The following is a 20,030-nucleotide window of genomic DNA, read 5'->3' as shown; positions in this document are numbered from 1 at the left end:
GCGGAATTTGACGCAAGATCTTGGGCACCTTTGCATTCAGAAATGCCAGCAAAGGAGGCCCGCTGCCTTAATGGCAGACAAAGGGCCGACTGCGCTAGTAGATGTTTCTTTTCCTTATGAAGCGACAGACTTTAAAAAGTATGTCTTAAGTTTCCCCCTTCGGGGACCTTGTCTTCAGGCCAATCTGCCTCAAGCTCTTGCTCTTGAGTTCACGCGCCAATTTCGGTTTCAGGGTTAAATTTTTATTCAATAGAATATCTCGTCTTGTCTATAGGTCATTTTCAGGGTCAATGACCTATAGATAGACAAACTACTTGCTATATACCCATGCATCTTTTTTAGTGCTGGAATCAACGTGTGTCCCTCATATTTTAACCCCTCATAAGCTTCATACCCAACGGGTAAGCTATTTCTTTTTCAGGGTTGTTTTACGAGTTTGAGCCGATGACTTCTTCAGCAAAGTTTTTTTTACCAGAGCATTAGCCGCGGCCTTTTTGATGGACGCGGGGACGGTGAATGTCGCTACCGCATCGTCAAAATCAGCCTCGTTAGTCCCAACGGATCCATTGATGTTGCTGCTCTTTAAGAACACCCTCAACTTTTTGCCGGAAGAGCTGACCGACGAAGTTAAGGAAATGGTTGTCCAACTGGTTGAACTTCCGGACGTTCCTGTTGATAGATATTGGAGAATTTTATTATTACTATCCATCACATAGGCGTAAATATAAGGTTTCCCGCTCGTTGCAGAACCGCTAGCAATGTAGCGGGCTGAAGCCTGTAGCATTACGCTTGTGGTCCCAGTGGGTATGGTTACATCTTGGTAGAGATAATTGGAATAGCTCTTTAGAGCAACATAAGGATTGCTTCCATTGTAAGCGATGGTTCCTCCATAATTGGTCCAATAAGAAGTGTTACCTGTTGAAAAGTCACCATTCTTAAGCGCGTTCGTCGATGTAGGTTTATTAATGGTAACTGCAATCTGCTTTTCCGTAGGGCGATAAGTGTCATCTGCTTTTAGGGTCAGAGTCACTGTGACTGGCAATTGGGAATCTGTGTAGCCTGTATTTGAATAAGTAGGCGTTAAAGTCAAGGTTGAATTGAGTGTGCCTTGTGCTGAAGTTGGATTGACTGCCGCCCACGAGGGAGAACTTTCAATGCTCAGATTGATTGTGTCTACCCCATCTTGATCTGTAACCGTAATGGCTTGAGAAACAGTACTTCCCATCGTCACTTGTAAAGTGCTTGGAATCGAACTATCGAAGGCGGGAGGATTTCCGAAGAGGGAATTAATAGCTGGAATGACTGTGGCATCGTTCATGAAAGTATCTTGAAGCAGGCTCGATTGATAGGTATCCATTAAAGCTGAAGAGACGAGGTTTTCAATCCCCAATGAATTGGTGCTAAATTGCATGTTGATGTCAAAGGTCGAATAGGTTCCATAAGTGCCAAAAAGATAAGTGTATAGATTGTCATAAAAATATCGAAGAACCTGAAAGCCCTTGTTATTGCTTAACACTCCACCATCTTCATCTTTAAATAAAGGAATGGAGCACTGAGCGGTATAAGTTGCGCAGGCATCATTGTAAGTGGATCCCTCTTGAGGAGGGGCTCCCAAAAGGCCTTCATAACTTCCATCAGGTCTTTCAGCTGAAGACAAACCCCAACTTATATCTGAAAATAAATTTTCATATCCGCCGCATTGACTGTGTAAGTCGATGCAATATTGACGATTGGATTCAATTGCCGTTTTTGAATTTTGATTCCAGTTGACTTGACTATAAGAAAGACCCGCTAAATCCGGGCGATCAACGCCCAATCGAGCAAAATCGACCCATGGACTGGCAAAGAAGTAAGTAAACCCGGAACCAAAGTAAGAATTGTAGAGAGAATAACTTGCTCCAGAAGACGAGTTATAGGTCCGATAACTTGTTCTGGAAACATCATAGAAATTATTAATATAACTTTGATTTCCTGGGGATTGTATTAAACCGCACAGGGTAATCATAAAGAGTTCATGGGTATATCGATCCCATTTGTAAGTAGAATAGGTGCTGGTGCTCGGATAATAAGCCATATTCCAATAATAATTTTGTGTTACTCCGTCAGCTTCTGTGAATAATTGAAAAAAGGTAGAATAATCCATTTTGGCTCGGATGCTGTCCGCCTTGGTTTTCACATCTCCACCGAAGTAAGCCCCTGCCGTAATCACTCCAAGCTCAAGAATGGCGTTATCCACTGTAGAGACTTCGCTTCCTGAGTAAGCCGTTCCGTCGGGATTTAAAAAATGATACAAGAGTCCAAATTTTCCATACTTCACAGGATCACTGGATTGTTTGGTTTGAATATCATAGATCTTATTCAAGATAGTTTGAGCACGGGCTTTTGCGTTATCAAAAGTGACCTTATTCCAGTTGGAGTCACTGGCATTGTAGTGCTCGGCAAGAACTACGAGATTAACGAGTCCAAATCCTGTTGCGGCAATGGAGGTAAAAGAGCTGTTATTTACTGAGTCTTTGACAAAACCATCGCTTCCTAGCGTTTGTTCGTAAGCATAAAGGGCGCTCTGAGATTCGATTTTATCAAGTAACTGGTCGTCAGAAAGGGCTGGACCGCTAGAAACAGCGGGCAAAGTGGCTGAGCTAAGGCAGTCGGTCGATAAATAGGCATCCAAGAATTGAAAACCGGCTTTCTCCTTTTGATCTGCAACAACCACGACTTCACTGATGGAATCTCCTGAAAAGGTAAAAGTCGCTTCATAAGTATAATAACTGGATCCGTCTCCGAATTGATCGACATAAATGGCTGTCACAACACTGGCATCAGAGTTTTTAAATTCGATTTTGATTTTTGAAGGGGCACTGTAAGAGCTCATTTTTTTGACTTTGATCTTAATAGAATGGATGGAATCTGAAACCGTGAGGGGAGTATTAAGCACAAAAGCACTTCCACCATAACCATCTGTACAAGAAGAGGAAGTATTGTCATAGACATATTGGTAGCTTCCGTCGGATTGTAAGATAGGGTAACCGCTAGACCAACATCCCCAGTTATAAGGTCCGTTGTATGTGGTGCTTCCAGATGAGGTATGAAGAATCGCTGTATCATCCGCGTGTAAGAATGATGTTAGGATAAAAAATGAGAAAATCGCAAAAAATTTCACCATAAATTTGTTCATTGAATTAAGCCCTCCTTTTTATGATTACAACCTGATGATAGACCCGTAAACTCAATAAAATGTCAAAAAAAAAATTAAAAATCAAGGATTTTAATTAAAAAGGCTTAGAAAATAGCGTATATGCTTCATTTCGGATCATTTCGAATTTTCTGAGATGGAAAATACGATTAAAATTTTTGGCATAGATCTTGCTAAAATACTAAGTCAAATGGAGTACGCATGTTGTTTTTGGCGGTCAATTTAAAAGACAAAGGGAGAAAATTATGAAAAAACTGATGGTGGTATTGGTTGCCCTATTGACTTTAGGGAGCTTGGGTCTCAAGACGGCAGATGCTCATTATTATGGGCGATATTATTATTCAAGATCATGTAACTATGGCTATTATCCAGCCTATCGCTCCTATTACTATGGCCGTCCAGTTTATTATGTCCATAGTTCTTATGATCCTTATACTCATTATTATTACTATGATGACGGATATCCTTGCTGGTAAATGAAGGGTGTTAGTTCTCTGATTCACTCTGATTGCGATCACTCTCGAGTTTCTCTTGGGTGATCGCAATTTAGTTTTTATATTATTTTCAGCTTGCTTAAGAATTCCACAAGTCCTTCGTAGCTTTTATAAAGGTGAGTTTTAAAACCAAGAAGATGGGCGGGGATGATGTTCTTTTCCTGATCATCGATGAAAATACATTCCTCAGGTTTTGCTCGGGCGTATTTCAGGGCTTCAAAGTAAATGCCTGGATGGGGTTTTTTGACCCCCATTTCGCAGGATGGAATGATTCTGTCAATCCAATGAAGAATAGGAAAATTTCCTCGGATAAATTCGAAATGACTTTCGTTGGTATTTGAAACCGCCAAAATCGATATCTTCCATTTGAGAAGTTTGATTAAATTTGAAACGCGTTCGTTTTCCTGAAAAATATTGGAGAAAATAAATTTGAGTTCAGCGATGTCTAATTTTAAATCCATTTCTTTTTGAATGAGTCCCAAAAATTTCTCAGGAGGGGTTTTCCCAAGGTCCAATTCCAATTCTGTATAAAGGTCAAAGACGAGTTTGAAGAGTTTGGATTCTGTTTTGCCCGTTTTTTCTGAAAGTTGCCGTGAGACCCGATGGTTGTCAAAGAATAGAATGACATTTCCAATGTCGAAGAGAATCGCTTTAATGGTTTTCATATTTAAGAGCGATGGTAATAAAATAGATTGCTGAAATCAATAAATCAAGTTGGGGAGAGTAGTTTTGGTATATAATTGTGCGTGGTTAAAGTTTCGTAGTTGCATCATTCTCTTTGGATTAAGCGAGGGGTTAAAAATTAACCATTGTTGTAATAAATTCAAAAATCAAAATGCAAAATGCAAAATGACAAATCAAAAATCAAAATGTAAAAGCACTCCAAAAATTTTAGCGGCAATTTATTTTTAAATTTTGATATGTCATTTTGATTTTTGATTTTTGAATTTTCATGGCTGAACATCGCTAATGAGAATTCACTCTGATAGAGATGAAAATATAAAAGGAGCAATGTTTCATGAGTTCAATTCGAGAGCCTGCGGTGGCGGGTTTATTTTATCCAAACTCTTTGGCTCAATTAAGAGCGGATATTTTATCTTTTTTAGAAAAGGCTGCAGGTATTGCTCTTCATGGAGAATTAGTGGGTCTTATCCTTCCTCACGCGGGTTTTCCTTATTCGGGGCAAATTGCGGCTTGTGGATATCACCTTTTGCAATCTCTAAAGTTGGATGCGGTCATTATCATTGGGCCCAATCACAAAGTCGAAGGTTTTCAAGGGACCTCTGTTTATGCCAAGGGTGGATTTAAGACACCCTTGGGAGTTTTAGAAGTGGATGAAGAGTTGGCTGAAGATATTTTATCGCGTGACAGCGGGGCTGTTTTTAATGAAAAGGCCCATTTAAAAGAACATTCTCTAGAGGTTCATGTTCCTTTCCTTCAGGTGGTCAGTCCTCAAGTGAAAATGGTGCCGATTGTAATGGCAGATTATCAGTGGAAGACGTGCGAACGTTTGGCCCGTGCGGTTGTGAAGGCGATTAAAAAAAGAAAAGAGAAAAAAATACTGCTCATCGCTTCGACGGATCTTTCTCATTATCACTCATACGAAGAAGCCCTAAAAATGGACAAAATAGCAATTCAAGATATTGAAAGCATGGACCCAGGACGGCTTTATATGGATGCGGCCCATCAAGAACGCTCCGAGCTTTGTGGATTTGGGCCTGTTTTAACAACCCTAATTGCATCAAGGGAATTGGGGGCAACGAAGGCAAAAACGTTGGCCTCGGCTAATTCCGGAGATGTGACTGAGGACTGGAGTCGAGTTGTGGGATATGTTTCGATGGCGATCATGAAAGGGGCGATGGAAGGGGAGGAATGGTTTAAAGAGATGGAAGAGGCTTTTCTGGATGAAATAGAAAGAAAGGCCCTGTGCGAATGGTCAAGAAAAACCCTTGAGGCCTATTTTGAGAAAAAATCACCAGCACCGCCGGAGCATTTGAGTTCGAAATTTTTAGAAAAAAAATCTCTTTTCGTGACCTTAAAGAAAAGAAATGAATTAAGGGGATGTGTTGGGTCTCTTTCTCAAGATAAGACGCTTTTGGAAATGATCAAGGAAATGACGCTTTCTGCAGCTTTTCGAGACTCGAGATTTCCACCTCTTCAACAGGAAGAATTAGATAAAACAGCGATTGAAATTTCAATTTTAACAGATCTTGTTCAAATTTCTTCTACCGATTCGATTGAATTGGGGAAGCATGGCATTTTAATTCGAAAGGAGAATCATTCCGGACTTTTTTTACCTCAGGTGGCGCTTGAGCAAGGCTGGGATAAGGAAACCTTTTTAACTCATGCGTGTCTAAAGGCAGGTTTGGAAATGGATGCGTGGAAGGAAGGATCGATTATTTCGATTTTTGAGGTATTTAGATTTGGTGAGAATGCTCCTCTTTTGATGAAGAGATAAAGGAATGATTTTTGTATGTTAGATCTTTAGGACAGGAGGGCAACAGTTTAGGGGCCATTTCCCCTCAAGGGCGAATGGAAACTAAACTGTGAGTAATCGCAGCCCGGGTTATTGTTTTGAAAAAGTAATATTTTGTATTACAATATTGTGTATGAAACAAGAGCTCAAAACCGTTCGTTTGACCCAGCAAGAAGAAAAGGAAATGAACCATTTTCTCAAGGCTCATCCTTATATTCGCAACTTCTCTACCCTGGTACGCGCGTCTATTTGGGAATTTTTTAAAAAACATGAATATCGCTTAAACAAGAGCGAAAAGCCTTCATTTCTATGGGAATATGATTTAACCCATGGAGAAATCGTGGAAATCCTGCGAGGGCCCCAAAAGAACCGTCTCTGGCTTGTTGGAAAGATCATTGAACATGGGAAATGGAGCGAAGTAGAGTCTTACTTAACCCTCGAACAAATTGCTTACGATTTTCCCTTGCTACGACTTCCTTCAAAAATAAAAGAACACTGGCGTTATGCACTGGAACGATGGGGGACTCCTCCATGAATGTTTTAACGGAGTTACAACAAAAGGCCCTTAAGGCTTTTTTCTCTGTTTCAGAACTGAAAAAACATTTCTATCTGACAGGAGGAACAGCCCTCTCAGCATTTTATCTGATGCACCGATTCTCAGATGATCTAGATCTTTTTACACACTCAATTGAGATAGACGACATTGAAAGAATTGCAGTAGATGCATGGAAAAACTCTGGACTAAATCCGGTGAAAGAAAGAGGCTCTCCTACTTACAGACGCTTTCTCCTCAATAATGATTTACAAGTGGATTTGGTCAAAGATATTGATTTTAGAGTGGGAACACCGCAACTGCATCAATCATTTATGGTGGACAATCCCAAAAATATTGCGGTTAACAAAGTCACCGCGCTTTACGGACGCTTCGAACCAAAAGACTATGTTGATCTGTATTTTTTAAAATCTCACCTCTCATACAATATTTTAGAGCTTCTTAAATTGGGCATGCAAAAAGACGGAGGGCTTGAACCCTTTCACTGGGCGAGAATTGTTAAAGATGTAGAAAATATCACCGTGCTCCCACGCATGTTGAAACCTTTAGAATTAAGCGAATTGAAGAAGTTCTTCATGCATTTAAGAGAAGAGATTATAGACAGTCTTAAACCTAAAAATTCAACTTAAATATTAGCTTTTCCATTTCATTACATTCTCTAATCCGTTATATTATTCCTCGTTATGTCTAAAACTTATTACGACTTTAAAACGATTGAATCCAAGTGGCAGAAATTTTGGGAAGAGAATCAGTCTTTCCATGTTTCTGAAAAATCCCAGCGTCCGAAATTTTATTGCCTCGTCATGTTCCCTTACCCTTCCGGTCGCATTCATATGGGGCATGTGCGTAATTATGCCATTGGCGATGTGATTGCCCGCTATAAAAGGATGAAGGGATTTAATGTCCTTCATCCGATGGGGTGGGATTCCTTTGGCCTTCCGGCCGAGAATGCCGCGATTAAACACAATGTGCATCCCTCCGAATGGACTTACGACAATATTGCTTTTATGAAAACCCAGTTAAAGAAAATGGGGCTTTCTTATGACTGGTCACGGGAGATTGCGACTTGCAATGAGGAGTATTACGGATTAGAACAAAAATTATTTGTGAGAATGTATGAAAAGGGTCTTGTCTATAAAAGAAAATCTTTTGTGAATTGGTGTCCTGATTGTGAAACTGTTTTGGCGAATGAACAAGTCGTCGACGGGCAGTGTTGGCGCTGTGAAAATGAAGTGGTTCAGAAAGAATTGGAACAATGGTTTTTTAAGATTACGGCTTATGCGGATGAATTATTAAAGGGACTCGAATCTTTACGAGGAGGTTGGCCGGAACGTGTTTTGACGATGCAAAAAAATTGGATTGGAAAATCGATTGGGGTTGAAGTGGCGTTTCCCATTGAGGGGAAAAAAGAATCGCTTAAGATTTTTACAACGCGGATCGATACGGTTTATGGGGTCACTTTTATGAGTATGGCCCCTGAACATCCCCTCGTATTAGAGCTCATTAAAGGGAAGGCTCAAGAAGGTGAGGTGCGAAGTCAAATTGAGCGGTTGAGGAAACAAGATCGACGGGATCGTATGGATGAAACCAGCGAAAAGGAAGGTTTTTTCACGGGGGCATATTGTCTTCATCCTTTGACACAAGAAAAAATTCCGATTTATGTGGCCAATTTTGTTTTGATGGAATATGGAACAGGGGCTGTGATGGCGGTTCCCGCTCATGATCAAAGGGATTTCGAATTTGCAAAAAAATATCGGATTTCGATTAAGGTGGTGATTCAACCCCAAGGGCAGGCGCTCAATTCTGAAATGATGACAGAGGCTTACGTGAGTGAGGGCGTTCAGATTCATTCAGGAGCTTTTGATGGGATGATGAATGACGAAGCACTTGAGAAAATCGCCGATTTTCTCGAAGAAAAGAAAGTAGGAAAAAGGTCTATCCATTATAAATTGCGGGATTGGGGGATTTCCAGGCAGCGTTATTGGGGTTCTCCGATTCCGATGGTGCATTGCTCGAGCTGCGGTACGGTTCCCCTTCCTGAAAAGGATTTGCCGGTTCTTTTGCCCAAGGATGTCAAATTTACAGGGAAAGGGGCCTCGCCTTTGGCTGAACATTTTTCTTTTGTGAATACCCCTTGCCCTAAATGCCATCAACCGGCAAGACGGGAAACGGATACCATGGATACCTTTGTCGAATCCTCCTGGTATTTTGCACGATATACCTGCCCTGATGCTTTGGATCCGCTGGACATTTCGAAAGTAGATTACTGGCTCCCTGTGGATCAATATATTGGAGGGATTGAGCATGCTGTTTTACATTTGCTTTATTCCAGATTCTTTTCGAAAGTTTTAAGAGATTTAGGATTTTTACATGCGGATGAACCCTTTCAAAGATTGTTGACGCAAGGCATGGTGATTAAAGATGGGGCCAAGATGTCCAAGTCTAAAGGGAATGTTGTTGATCCCGATGAATTAATTTCCCAATATGGAGCGGATACGGCACGGCTTTTTAGCCTGTTTGCGGCTCCTCCTGAGAAGGATTTAGATTGGAATGAAGCGGGGGTGGAAGGATCTTTCCGATTTTTGAAGAGGGTATGGAGTAAGGCGAGTGAATTAATAGAAGAAAATGTTAAAATGCCTCTTCCTCCTTCTCTCGATCAAATGAATGAATCTGAAAAGAAGCTTTATCGAAAAATACATCAGACGATTAAAAAAGTTTCTGAGGATATCGAGGATTCGTATCATTTTAATACGGCCATCAGCTCTATTATGGAGTTGGTGAATGAAATTTACCTTTTTGATGCCCAGCAAAATCCGCAAGAAAGCTCGAAAGGTCTTTCTTTTGAGGCTGTTAAGACGGTGGTGATTTTGCTCACACCTTTTTGTCCCCACATTTGTGAAGAGTTGTGGGAAATATTAGGCGAAAAGGGAACTGTTGGGAAATTACCCTGGCCTCATTGGGATGATCAAGCTCTTAAGGAAGAGACCGTTGAAATGGTTGTTCAAATCAATGGCAAGGTGAGGGGTCGGTTTCAGGTTCACGTTTCCTTGGGACAAGCCGAGTTGGAAGCAAAAATTCTTGAGGATGAGAAGCTTAAAAAATTGATTGGGCCGGGTCCTGTGAAGCGATTTGTGCATGTGCCCAGAAAACTGGTTAATGTGATTGTGTAAGATAGGCTGCTGAAAAAGGCCATTTTCTGCGTTGCATGCTGCGCTTCCTTGTCGGCGTACCGAAAAGAGTACGCCTCCTCGGTCGCTTGCATGCGCTCTTCGCTCTGGGACCTTTTTGAGCAGCCTAAAAAATTCAATGAGTAACTGATGGTAGACTAACCATGCTGAATTTAACTCGTCAGGAGCAGACTCTTTTATTTTCCTTGGTGGCGATTTTTGGGTTGGGGATGGGTTTGTTGATTTTAAAGCGTGTGGGGGGGATTGATCTTCTTCATTTTGATAAAAAACCGAAACAGGTTGAGGTTAAAAGTGAGAGAAGAGAGATTTTAGTTTTTATAAAAGGACAGGTTGAAAATCCTGGTGTTTTTCATGTGGCGCTGGGAACGCGTGTGACGGAAGCGATTGAGCAGGCTCATCCCAAAGAGGATGCAGATTTGTTTTCACTTCCTTTGGCTGAGTTTGTCAAAGATGGCGAGACACTGGTGGTCCCTCAAATTGTTTCTTCACAAGAAAAGATGGCTCATTCAGAAGTTTCAACTTCTTCGCCATCTTCTGGACTCAAGGTAAATATTAGGACTGCGGATGAGGCGGCTTTAAACGAGCTCCCAGGAATTGGGCCTGCCCTGGCTTCCCGAATTATTGATTATCGAACCGAGCATCCTTTTCTTCAGGTGGAGGATCTTTTAAAGGTTCCTGGAATTGGGAAAAAGAAATTTGAGGCGATTAAAGACAAGGTTTATGTGCAATGAAGAAGACAGAGGACAGAGGACAGAGGGTGGAGGACGGAAGTCAGAAAACAGAAGTCAGAGGACAGAATAAGAAGAGTTTGTTTTCTGTCTTCTGTTTTCTGTTTTCTGTCTTCTGTCTTCTGTCTTCTGTCATGGTGAGTTCTGTAGAGGCTTTAAAAATCTCCGATTTTTATCAGGATGTAAAGGTGGGTCAATGGATTCTCATGAAATCGAGTGATGGTCTTTTGACGAAGACTTCTGTCATTGCAAAAGGGGATGGAAAAATCACTTTAGGCCTTAAGAGTTTTAAGGGTAAGAAAATGAAGGTTGTTTCAGATTCTGAAGAGGTGATTGATGTGAAGAAGGGACAGGTTGTTTCTCTGCGGATTCACGAGGGGGATCGAGTTAAAGAAATTTTTCCTGATCAAACAGAGATGGACGAGTTTTTTCAAATCAACTTTAACCTGATTGGAGAAGGAGCCGTTACCATGGATCAAAAACATTTTGAATGTAAGCGTTATAAAGGAGTTTACAATGATCGGGTTGTTCTTGCTTGGTTGAGTGATGAAGTTCCCATCCTTCATCTGGTCAAGATTCGAATGCAGGGGGTAAGCGTAAAATTGGTTGATTATGGAAAATAGAAATGAAGCGTCCGCTTTTTGCTTTGTCGATTTTTTTAGCCGCGGGTATTTTTAGTGCTTCTTTTGTTCCACTCGGATTTTCCTGGATTCTGTGGGTCATAGGGCTTCTGGCTTTTCCATTATTCTTTTTGCTTCAAAAGAGTTCTTCAAAAACCTTTCAGGTCTATCTTCTATTCTTTCTCTTAGGTTTTTTTCTTTACGATTCTTCGGTGACACCATCCTCTCAGCGTGTGGACCAATTTGATTCACTGAATCAGGAAATCTCCCTTCATGGGAAGGTTTTGGGTCAGATAAAAATTTCAGAAAAAGTTCAATGGATTGTGAAAGCTAGTGAGATTCAAGCGGCAAAGGGCCAGTGGTTAAAAGCACAAGGGAAAGTTTTGGTGAAGGAAAAAGGAAAGGATTTCCTTAAATTTGAAAATGGGGCGGGTGTTCATGTAGTTGGAAAATTAATAGGGTTGCCGCTCTTATTTCCCAACGGGACTGAAAGTTTTTCCATGTGGCTCAGGACCCAAGAAATTGCAATGGTTTTGGATGGGAATCTTGAGCCCTTTTCGGGTCTTGGGCCTTCTTTATGGGAACGATTTTTGAATTGCATTAAATTTTGGTGTAGCGAGAAACTTTCTTTAGGGTTGGATGAAGCCCCCCTTTCCCAAAATTTGCTTCGGGCGATGGTTTTGGGGGATCGAGAAGATTTAGATTTTTTTGTGAAGGCCTCTTTTCTTTATACCAATACGGTTCATATTTTATCCATTTCGGGATTGCATTTGGGTGTGATCTTAATGGCCGTAATGTTTGTGTTGGGCCTTTTTTCATTTTCAAAACGTTGGGTGATGGGGATCACTCTGATCGTTATTTGGATTTATGCGGTAATGACAGGGCTCTCTTATCCCGTTTTTCGGTCTGTCATCATGGCTACATTTTTTTTAGCGGGTCATCTTTTTAGAAAAAAGAATGATTTAGCCAATAGCTTGGGCGCTTCTCTTCTCTTCATTTTGATTCTTCATCCTCTTTCGATTTTTGATCAGGGGTTTCAACTGTCTTTTCTTTGCATGGGTGCTCTTATTTTTTTAACGCCTAGATTAGAGAAGGATTTGGAATTTCTAGGAGGGCTTCCGATTCAAGCTATTCATTTACTTCCCTCAAAAAAGGAAAGATTTTTTGCGAAGAGCCGGCATTGGGTTTTAAAAATTGTGAGTGGATCTCTCGCGGTTTGGCTGGGAGTGTTACCGGTGGTAGCCTATCATTTTCAAATTTTTTCTCCAGTGACTATTCTGGCCAATCTCCTGGTCGTTCCTTGGGTGGGATTGTCGATGAATCTAGGTTTTGCCTCATGCCTTTTAGGATTTATTCCTGGGGTAAGTCTCTCTTTGAATAGTGTGAATGGAATTCTTTTAAATATTTTGATTTTCCTCATGGATTTTCTTTCAAGAATTCCAGGGGCTTGTTTTTTTATCCATCAACCTTCTAAACTCTGGTTTCTTTTTTATTATGGAGTGATCGCTTTAGGTTTTTTAAAGGCTCAAGGCAAAATCAAATTTTTTTATTTTTTACTTGTGGCTTTATCCCTTGTTGCCTTCCTTTTTCAGGTTCCTGATAAAAAATGTTTAAGATTGCAGTTGGTCAATCGAAATGACTTCAAGGCCCAAATGATTCAGTGGCCCAATGGAAGTGGAGCTTTATGGATTAAAGACTCCCTATCCTCCTCTGATCAAAAAGATCAAGGCAAAGTAGAATGGGTAGGGAGGCTGCCCTTCATTTTTAAAACGAGAGATATACAAAATATTTTTTTTAATCAGGAGTTTTGGCCTCATTCAGAGACCTTTTTACAAGCCTTTCCTCAGGCAAAACTTAATCCTTCAATGGAGGAAGTCGAAGAAAATATAAAAGAGGTAAAAAATTTATTTCCGGATAAGAAAAACCTTGATGAGTTTGAATTCCATGATATTTGGTTTCAGTGGATTAATACAAAAGAGGTGCTTCAATCCTTTTTCGAAAGACCTGAAGGGAAAGGGGTTTTGATTCTTTCGGATGGCCCTTATGATTTAGAATCTTTTTTAAAAATATTAGATCGAGGAAAAATTTTGGCTGTTGTCTATGACGAGTCTCTTGATAAGGACCTGATGGAGGCGCTTAGAGAGAGAGGTATTTCAAGCTATTCTATTTCTAAAGGGGAACCCCTCATCTTAGAAACGGATGGAAAATCTCTTTTTATCGTACAATGATGAAAAAATAGTCGTCTGTCAATAAGTGACATTTCTTATACTGGAGACGGGTAACGGGTGACTGGTAACCCGTTTAAAGCACTTTCACGATTGAAAAGGTCATATCATCTCTTTGAGAAATACCACCGGTGAAACGTGCGACTCGACCTAAGATATTTTCTGCAATCTCTTGTGCAGAAAGAGAAGAAGAATGGTGGATCACGTCGGTCAGTGCCTCGTAACCAAATTCCTGTCCAGAGGCATCATGGGCCTCTGTGATTCCATCCGTGTAAAGAGCGAGGACGTCTCCACTGTTTAAAAATAAGACCACTTCCTCTAAAGTGGAAGTGAATAAAGGCCCTTCGTCTATCCCTAAAACAATTCCCTGAGGCCTTAGAAGTTTCACTCGATTATCTTTCTGATCAAATAAAATGATGGGTTCATGCCCTGCCCGGGTGAGGGTTAATTTCCGATTGACTTCATCGAGTACAAGATAGGCAAGGCTGATAAACATATCATGCTGCATGTCTAAAAATAAAAGCCGATTAAGCTCAGCCAGAACATGACGGGGTGAATTTTCTCCTGGGGCGACGCTTCGTAGGATGCTTCGGGCCATGGTCATAATAAGGGCGGCGGGAATACCTTTTCCTGAAACATCCGCAATCACAATGCCATATTTTCCCTCTCCCACCGGGAAAAAATCGTAGTAATCTCCTCCAATTTCTCGAGCGGGGCGGCTCACGCCTGCAAAATCAAATCCAGATATTTTTGGAAAGAGGGTGGGTAAGAGAAGATGTTGAACTTGAGTCGCAGTCTTAAGTTCTTTGTCTAATCTTTCTTTTTCTGCAATGGTCCGGTAAAGTTTTGCGTTATGAATAGACAAAGCCACTTGATCTGAAATGGCTTCGAGGAGAGAAAGATCATTTTCATTAAAATTTTTTTCATCTTCTTTGTTGATGGTCATCATGACGCCGATCATTTCATCTTTAAAAATGAGAGGGACTGCCATCAGCGTTTTTACTTTGAGGAAATCGATCGGGGGTTGTGAAATGCGGGGGTCATCCATTCCATTTTCAATGAGAATGGGAGCTCTTTCTTGTGCGACCCTTCCTACGATTCCCTCGCCGAGGGGAATTCGGATTTTCATAATAAGGTCTTGGAGATACTTGGCCTTGGTGGCCAGTTTAGTAAGAGCGTCTGTTGGAATGGATTCAAAAATGGGAGGAAAAAGTCCATCGACCCTTTTTGCTTTGAGGTGCGTGTGGTCTTCTTCTAAGAGGAAGATGGCGCCTGATGAGGCATTGAGAAGTCTCTTTGCGCAGGTAATAATAGGGTGAAAGAGCTCGTCCAGTTCATGGGCAGAAGTCAGGGCCTCCCCGATTTCACGAATAAAAGTGAGAACGGCTTCTTTTTCCTGAGAAAGGGTTTGGTAAGATGTTTTTAATTGGTTTAAGACAAGTCTAGATCGATAATAGGAAAATAGGGTGACCAGTAGAGCAACCAAAAGAAGAGGTAGCATAGCGTTTAGAATGTGAGGTTAGATCTCCTTAAAGAAAGAACTTTACCCCTTACTGCTTTTTCTGATTTCTTCCTTTAAATATTCATAGACATCTTTAAATCTTATTTTATTTTCTTCTGAAATTTCCATAAGAACGGTGTGGGCATTCAACATTTCCTCGGCTCGTTCTTTCTTGGACGAAGAGGAGGCGGGAAGGGGGTTAAGAGAAGTTGACGTCGAGAAAGGATCGGTGACAATGTTAAGAAAAATATGGATTCCAAGGGTCGTCAATAGTTGCAGATTATGTTCTTCAACATTAAAGAGGGTGAGTTTCTTTTGATATTTGTTTTTGAGTTGAAGGGCTGTTCCAGCAAGAACTCCCATAAAAGTGCTATCCATCGTTTTACATTCTTTTAGGTCGATGAGAAAATCTGTAACTCCCTTTTCAACCATGGTATTCATAAAGTCTTTGAGGACTTGACTGTTGAGAAAATCGCCACGACCTCTGACTTTAACAAAGGCTTTCTCATGCGTGGTCCCTACTTCAATAATACTGGTTTCCATAAGGATGTCGTTTCCTACTGGCGTTTACGATCAAGACATCATAAGATATTTATATTAATAATTGAACACAAAAATGAACAACCATGAAAATGAGTCCATCGTCAACGGTCCACAGTCCGTAGAAATAAATACCTCCTTTAAAACTGTCGACTGTGGACTGTAAACTATTTTCATCTACGAGGTGTGCCTGAAAGCCCAGGGCAACGATGATGAAACAAACCCTATTAACTACTCTAGCATGTTTAGCTCTGATCGGCCAGCTTTCAGCTGAAGAAGTTTCGTCCAATGATTTCTCGCAAGCGAGGACCTTTTTTAGAGAGGGTCAATGGGAAAAGGCTACTCAGCTCTATACGAAGATTATTCAAGAAAATCCTAATGATGAGAAGGCCTATTTTTCTTTAGGAAAAATTTATTTTTCTAAAGGGGATTATGAAAAGGCGATGGAACTTTTTTGGGAAGTTTTGCGCATTAAACCCGATCATCTAGGGGCTCATGCCTGGATAGGGGTATCCTTCATAAGACGCGGTTTTGCTAAAAAAGGTCTTGCCTATATTGAAAAAGCGAAACAGATTAAGCCTGAAAATTGGCAGGTTGAATGGGCTGAGGGAGAGTTTGCCCTTAAAGGAAGAGATTTTAAAGGGGCCTTGAAGAGTTTTAAACAAGCGCTCAGTCATCATCCGAATCATCCACAGATTTATTTGAGTCTGACCTTTACCTATCAAGAGCTTCAGCATTGGAATCAAGCCCTTAAGTTGATTCAAGCCGCTTCTCGTAAGGGGGTCGATCCTACCATTATTGATTTTTCGATGGCGGAATATTCTTTTCACTTAAAGAATTTTGATCAAGCGAGAGCTTCTTATCGCAGAGTTTTGGAAAGAGAGCCAGCAAATTTACAGGCGCTGAAGCGATTGGGAATGATTGAAGAAATGAGTGGAAAATTGGAAGAGGCGATTCAGGATTATGAACATTATTTGGAGAAAAATCCAGCCGACGAGGTTATCTTAAATGCGCTTGGAATGGTTTATTTTAAGAAACGTGATTATGAAAAAGCGCTTCTTTATTTTAAAAAGGTTTGCACGATTAATCCTAAGAATATATGGGGTTTAAATAGTTCAGCGCTTGTTTTACGTCGGTTAGGGAAGATCGATGAAGCGATTGCGATTCATCGGCAGGCCATTGAACTTGACCCAAAAAATGCATCGCTTTATTACAATTTGGGGAATGCCTATTTTGAGAATAAGGATTTTTTGGCAGCGGTGATTGCCTATGAAAAAGGGGTGAAGGTTAATCCAGGTTATCAGAAATTTTTTAGGAAATTGGGTCTTTCTTATTTTCAAATGGGTAATTTGGAGGATGCCTTGAGTTACCTTAATAAGGCCTATTCTCAAAGCTCCTCAGATGCAGGGATTATGGATGAAATGGGCATGGTCTTTATGAAAAAGGGGGATTGGAAAAGTGCCATTGGCTGGTTTCAAAATGCCTTGGATCGTGATGCATTAAAGAGTCTCTTTTATTTCCATCTGGGTCAGGCACTGGTTCGCAGCAATCAATATGAGGAATCCCTCAAAGAATTTCAAAAGGCCTTAGATTTAGATCCCGAAAATCCTCTGATTTATGAAGCGATGGGAATGGTTTGCCAGAATGATCTCAAAGATCGTAAAAGAGCTGAAGGATATTACGAGAAGGCTCTTCAACAAAAAATCAGTGTTTTGGATAGAGATAGAATTAAACGGGCATTGGAAAAGGTGAAATCGCGTAGATAGCTATGAGAATCTAAAAATCAAACATCAAAGATCAAAATGACAACGTAAAACTTAAAATGTCTTCCTTGCAACAGCATTAGAAATTTTGGATTTTGGTATGTCATTTTTCATTTTGGTTTTCGGATTTTAAATTTATTACAGCGAACCCGTGCCTCTCATTTTCATGCATATGAGTGGACAAACGGCTATGATAACAACAATGCAGAAAGGGGGAGTTATGAAATTTCTTATGGTAGGTTTTATTTTGTCAGTCATGCTGATGGGGTGTAGCGATTTTGAAGATCCAACGAAGAAAGCTTCTTTAGAAACCATTGTGGGAGGAGGTCCTTCTCTTAATCAGGGGATGACGAAGGATGAAGTTTTGAATGGTTGGGGAGTTCCTGATGAAAAGAAGCCAATGGGAGAAACCCGTTGGGGAGCTTCTATTGAACGTTGGGCTTATTATGGACGGTTTCCAGATGTTCCTATCGATTATAAATATGTTTCTAAGGGACGGTATCTATTTTTTGAGGGAGATGCATTGGTCAGGTGGGAAGTGATTGAAGAAGAAAAGATGGAAGAAAGAGAAGAGCCCAAGGATAAAAAAGATCATGAGCCCTCAACTAACCCATAGTCTTCAGATTTTATGAAGCGCTTAGATTGCTCAATCCGTAATCCACAATCTGCAATCCAAAATGCTTTTGTGGGTCGTCATCTTGTGATCGGAATTCAAGGGACATCCCTTGATTCAGGTCTAGAAATTTTCTTAAAGAAAATTTGCCCTGCCGGTATTATTCTTTTTTCTAGAAATATTGTCTCCCTTCGTCAACTCAAAAAATTCATCTCTGACTTAAGAGAAGTTTTGGGTGATGTTTTTTTTGTCATTGATCATGAAGGGGGTGTTGTTCATCGATTTTCGGAAGAAGAACCCCAAGCTCATTTACATGTCACTCATTTTCCTGGAAATCTAGATTTGGGAAGAACACAAGGTGTAAATGGGGCTTATCAGCAGGGTCAGGTCATGGCTCAAGAGCTCATTTCTTTAGGAGTGGATGTTAATTTTGCTCCCATGGTGGATGTTTTAACTCCAGCTTCGTCTTCCGTATCAAATTTACGTTTTTTGGGGGAGGACCCTGCTCTTGTTTCGAAATTAGGAGGCGCCTTGATTCGAGGAATGCAAGGCAAAGGTCTTGCGGCGACAGCCAAGCATTTCCCGGGTCTTGGGGGAGCGACCCTTGACCCCCATGATGATCTGCCTTTGATCCATTTCTCACTGGATGAAATGGAACAAGTCCATCTTAAACCCTTTAGAAGAGCGATTAAAAACGATGTTGCTTTTATCATGACGACTCATCTTCATTGTCTTCATTGGGATTCCGATTATCCAGTAACCCTTTCCAAAAAAATAGTTCATGATTTTTTAAGAGAAAAATATGCATTCCACAATGTGATTATTTCAGACGATTTGGAAATGGGGGCGATGACTCGGCGGTTCTCTTTAGAAGAGTCTGTGGTTGGGGCCATTGAGGCAGGACACGATTTGGTAATCATTGGGCATCATTCGGATTTGATTGAGCGAGGCTATGAGGCCCTTTCACGGGCTTATCAAAGCGGAAGATTAAAAGAGGAAAATTTAAGACAAAGTTCTTTAAGAATAAAATCAGTGTTGGAAAAATTAAGAGTAGAAAGAAAATAACAATGAAAAACAAGTCCACAGTCCACGGTCAACAGTCCATAGAAAATAAATAATTCCTTTAAAACTGTCGACCATTGACTGTCGACTGTGGACTCTTTTTTTATCCACTGAGATGGACTAAAATCCATAATGATCACTATGCAATCATTTATTGAGCGGAAGAAGGTCGTTATATGGAACTCATTATTTTGGGATCCGGAACAGGGGTTATTCGTTTAGAAAGAGGTTCGCCAGGATTTCTTCTTAAGACGAAACAGTCTCTTTTTTTGATTGATAGCGGGCCTGGTACTTTGACGCGTATTGTAAAATCAGGGTTTTTGCTCAATGACATTGATGCCATTTTTTATACTCACATTCATCCCGATCACGTCACGGATCTTGTCCCTTTTCTCTTTGCCAGTAAATATGGGTTTCCTTCACGAAAAAAGAAATTAATGATCGTGGGCGGGAGAGGTTTTAAAAAGTTTTTTTTGGAACTTTCAAAAACGTATCGGGGTTGGCTGACTCCCAAATTTCCTCTTGAAGTTCTTGAGGTGCATGAACATATTTTTCGTGTGAGGAAAGTTCGTGTCTGTAGTTCTAAAACAAATCATATTTTTGAAAGTGCTGCTTATCGATTTGAAGAGGATCAAAAATCTATTGTCTTTTCAGGGGATACTGATTTTTCTGAAACATTGGCTCAATGGGCCAAAGGAACGGATGTTTTTTTGCTTGAATGTTCATTCCCAGATTCAAAAAAAGTAAAAGGACATTTGACCCCTCGAGGTGTTGCTCAAATGGCTGCTTTATCCAATCCAGGGAAATTAATCCTCATTCATTTTTATCCCCCTTGTGACAAGGTTAATGTTTTAAAAGAGGTCGAAAAACTCTATAAAGGAAATGTGCTGTTGGGATATGATGGGATGAAAACAACAGTTTAAAGTTCAAAGTCTAAGGTTCAGTGCGCCAAGCAAGCCAACAAAAGCAAGCCGAAATAAGGAGCCTGAGTAAAGGCTAACCACCGACTCAGAACTGAACTCTGCACTTGGAGAGGCAACGAACCGAGTGAAGCCAGAGGGAAGGAGATTGACG

17 protein-coding genes are annotated in these 20,030 nt (G+C 40.6%); 13 read left to right on the top strand and 4 right to left on the bottom strand.

Translation table 11 applies throughout. From position 1 onward, the window contains the following. The first annotated feature begins 70 nt into the window (after positions 1-70). A complete protein-coding gene (locus tag HYS07_04170) occupies positions 71-238 on the top strand; it encodes a hypothetical protein (GenBank protein ID MBI1870372.1) in 168 nt (55 codons plus the stop codon). Positions 239-406: 168 nt separating this feature from the next. Here HYS07_04170 and HYS07_04165 read toward each other — a convergent pair whose 3' ends face one another. Continuing rightward, the gene (locus HYS07_04165; protein MBI1870371.1) at positions 407-3,175 is read right to left on the bottom strand and encodes a hypothetical protein; all 2,769 of its coding nucleotides are present in this window, start codon (positions 3,173-3,175) and stop codon (positions 407-409) included. A 263-nt stretch (positions 3,176-3,438) separates the two neighbouring features. Here HYS07_04165 and HYS07_04160 point away from each other — a divergent pair, with 263 nt between their 5' ends. Next, complete coding sequence (locus HYS07_04160; GenBank protein MBI1870370.1) at positions 3,439-3,669, top strand: hypothetical protein; 231 nt, start codon at positions 3,439-3,441, stop codon at positions 3,667-3,669. Positions 3,670-3,746: 77 nt separating this feature from the next. Here HYS07_04160 and HYS07_04155 read toward each other — a convergent pair whose 3' ends face one another. After that, the gene (locus HYS07_04155; protein MBI1870369.1) at positions 3,747-4,352 is read right to left on the bottom strand and encodes an HAD family phosphatase; all 606 of its coding nucleotides are present in this window, start codon (positions 4,350-4,352) and stop codon (positions 3,747-3,749) included. Between the two features lie 353 nt (positions 4,353-4,705). Between HYS07_04155 and amrB the strand changes: the two genes are divergently transcribed. The 7 genes from amrB to HYS07_04120 all read left to right on the top strand — a co-directional run bounded on the left by amrB (position 4,706) and on the right by HYS07_04120 (position 13,480). Next, positions 4,706-6,145, top strand: coding sequence for an AmmeMemoRadiSam system protein B (gene amrB / locus HYS07_04150; protein ID MBI1870368.1), 1,440 nt, complete (start codon positions 4,706-4,708; stop codon positions 6,143-6,145). 151 nt (positions 6,146-6,296) lie between these two features. Further along, the gene (locus HYS07_04145) at positions 6,297-6,698 is read left to right on the top strand and encodes a hypothetical protein (protein MBI1870367.1); all 402 of its coding nucleotides are present in this window, start codon (positions 6,297-6,299) and stop codon (positions 6,696-6,698) included. Then, positions 6,695-7,345 (top strand): nucleotidyl transferase AbiEii/AbiGii toxin family protein, encoded by a 651-nt coding sequence (locus HYS07_04140; GenBank protein MBI1870366.1) that lies wholly within the window; start codon positions 6,695-6,697, stop codon positions 7,343-7,345. The genes HYS07_04145 and HYS07_04140 overlap by 4 nt, the downstream gene beginning before the upstream one ends. A 54-nt stretch (positions 7,346-7,399) precedes the next feature. Then, positions 7,400-9,886 carry a leucine--tRNA ligase gene (locus HYS07_04135; protein ID MBI1870365.1) on the top strand — a complete coding sequence of 829 codons (2,487 nt, stop codon included), beginning with the start codon at positions 7,400-7,402 and terminating at the stop codon, positions 9,884-9,886. 161 nt (positions 9,887-10,047) lie between these two features. Beyond that, positions 10,048-10,635: a helix-hairpin-helix domain-containing protein gene (locus HYS07_04130; GenBank protein MBI1870364.1), complete on the top strand. Its 588-nt coding sequence runs from the start codon at positions 10,048-10,050 to the stop codon at positions 10,633-10,635. Beyond that, a complete protein-coding gene (locus HYS07_04125; GenBank protein ID MBI1870363.1) occupies positions 10,632-11,255 on the top strand; it encodes a hypothetical protein in 624 nt (207 codons plus the stop codon). Before HYS07_04130 ends, HYS07_04125 begins: the two co-directional genes overlap by 4 nt. Before the next feature lie 2 nt (positions 11,256-11,257). Further along, the gene (locus HYS07_04120; protein ID MBI1870362.1) at positions 11,258-13,480 is read left to right on the top strand and encodes a ComEC/Rec2 family competence protein; all 2,223 of its coding nucleotides are present in this window, start codon (positions 11,258-11,260) and stop codon (positions 13,478-13,480) included. 73 nt (positions 13,481-13,553) lie between these two features. Here HYS07_04120 and HYS07_04115 read toward each other — a convergent pair whose 3' ends face one another. Together HYS07_04115 and HYS07_04110 are read right to left on the bottom strand one after the other, a co-directional pair. Further along, positions 13,554-14,978 carry a SpoIIE family protein phosphatase gene (locus HYS07_04115; GenBank protein MBI1870361.1) on the bottom strand — a complete coding sequence of 475 codons (1,425 nt, stop codon included), beginning with the start codon at positions 14,976-14,978 and terminating at the stop codon, positions 13,554-13,556. 42 nt (positions 14,979-15,020) lie between these two features. Further along, positions 15,021-15,521, bottom strand: a complete 501-nt coding sequence (locus HYS07_04110; protein ID MBI1870360.1) for an STAS domain-containing protein — start codon at positions 15,519-15,521, stop codon at positions 15,021-15,023. A gap of 206 nt (positions 15,522-15,727) precedes the next feature. Between HYS07_04110 and HYS07_04105 the strand changes: the two genes are divergently transcribed. The 4 genes from HYS07_04105 to HYS07_04090 all read left to right on the top strand — a co-directional run bounded on the left by HYS07_04105 (position 15,728) and on the right by HYS07_04090 (position 19,879). Continuing rightward, positions 15,728-17,284, top strand: coding sequence for a tetratricopeptide repeat protein (locus HYS07_04105; protein ID MBI1870359.1), 1,557 nt, complete (start codon positions 15,728-15,730; stop codon positions 17,282-17,284). A 217-nt stretch (positions 17,285-17,501) separates the two neighbouring features. Next, positions 17,502-17,897, top strand: a complete 396-nt coding sequence (locus tag HYS07_04100) for a hypothetical protein (GenBank protein MBI1870358.1) — start codon at positions 17,502-17,504, stop codon at positions 17,895-17,897. 12 nt (positions 17,898-17,909) lie between these two features. Further along, entirely contained in the window at positions 17,910-18,959 is a 1,050-nt protein-coding gene (locus tag HYS07_04095; protein ID MBI1870357.1) for a glycoside hydrolase family 3 protein, read from the top strand. A gap of 173 nt (positions 18,960-19,132) precedes the next feature. Next, positions 19,133-19,879: an MBL fold metallo-hydrolase gene (locus tag HYS07_04090; protein ID MBI1870356.1), complete on the top strand. Its 747-nt coding sequence runs from the start codon at positions 19,133-19,135 to the stop codon at positions 19,877-19,879. Positions 19,880-20,030 lie beyond the last annotated feature (151 nt).

Source organism: Chlamydiota bacterium (assembly GCA_016178055.1).
GTDB lineage: Bacteria > Auribacterota > JACPWU01 > JACPWU01 > JACPWU01 > JACOUC01.
The sequence above is the reverse complement of the archived record's forward strand: the minus strand, read 5'-3'. Positions and strand labels throughout refer to the sequence as shown.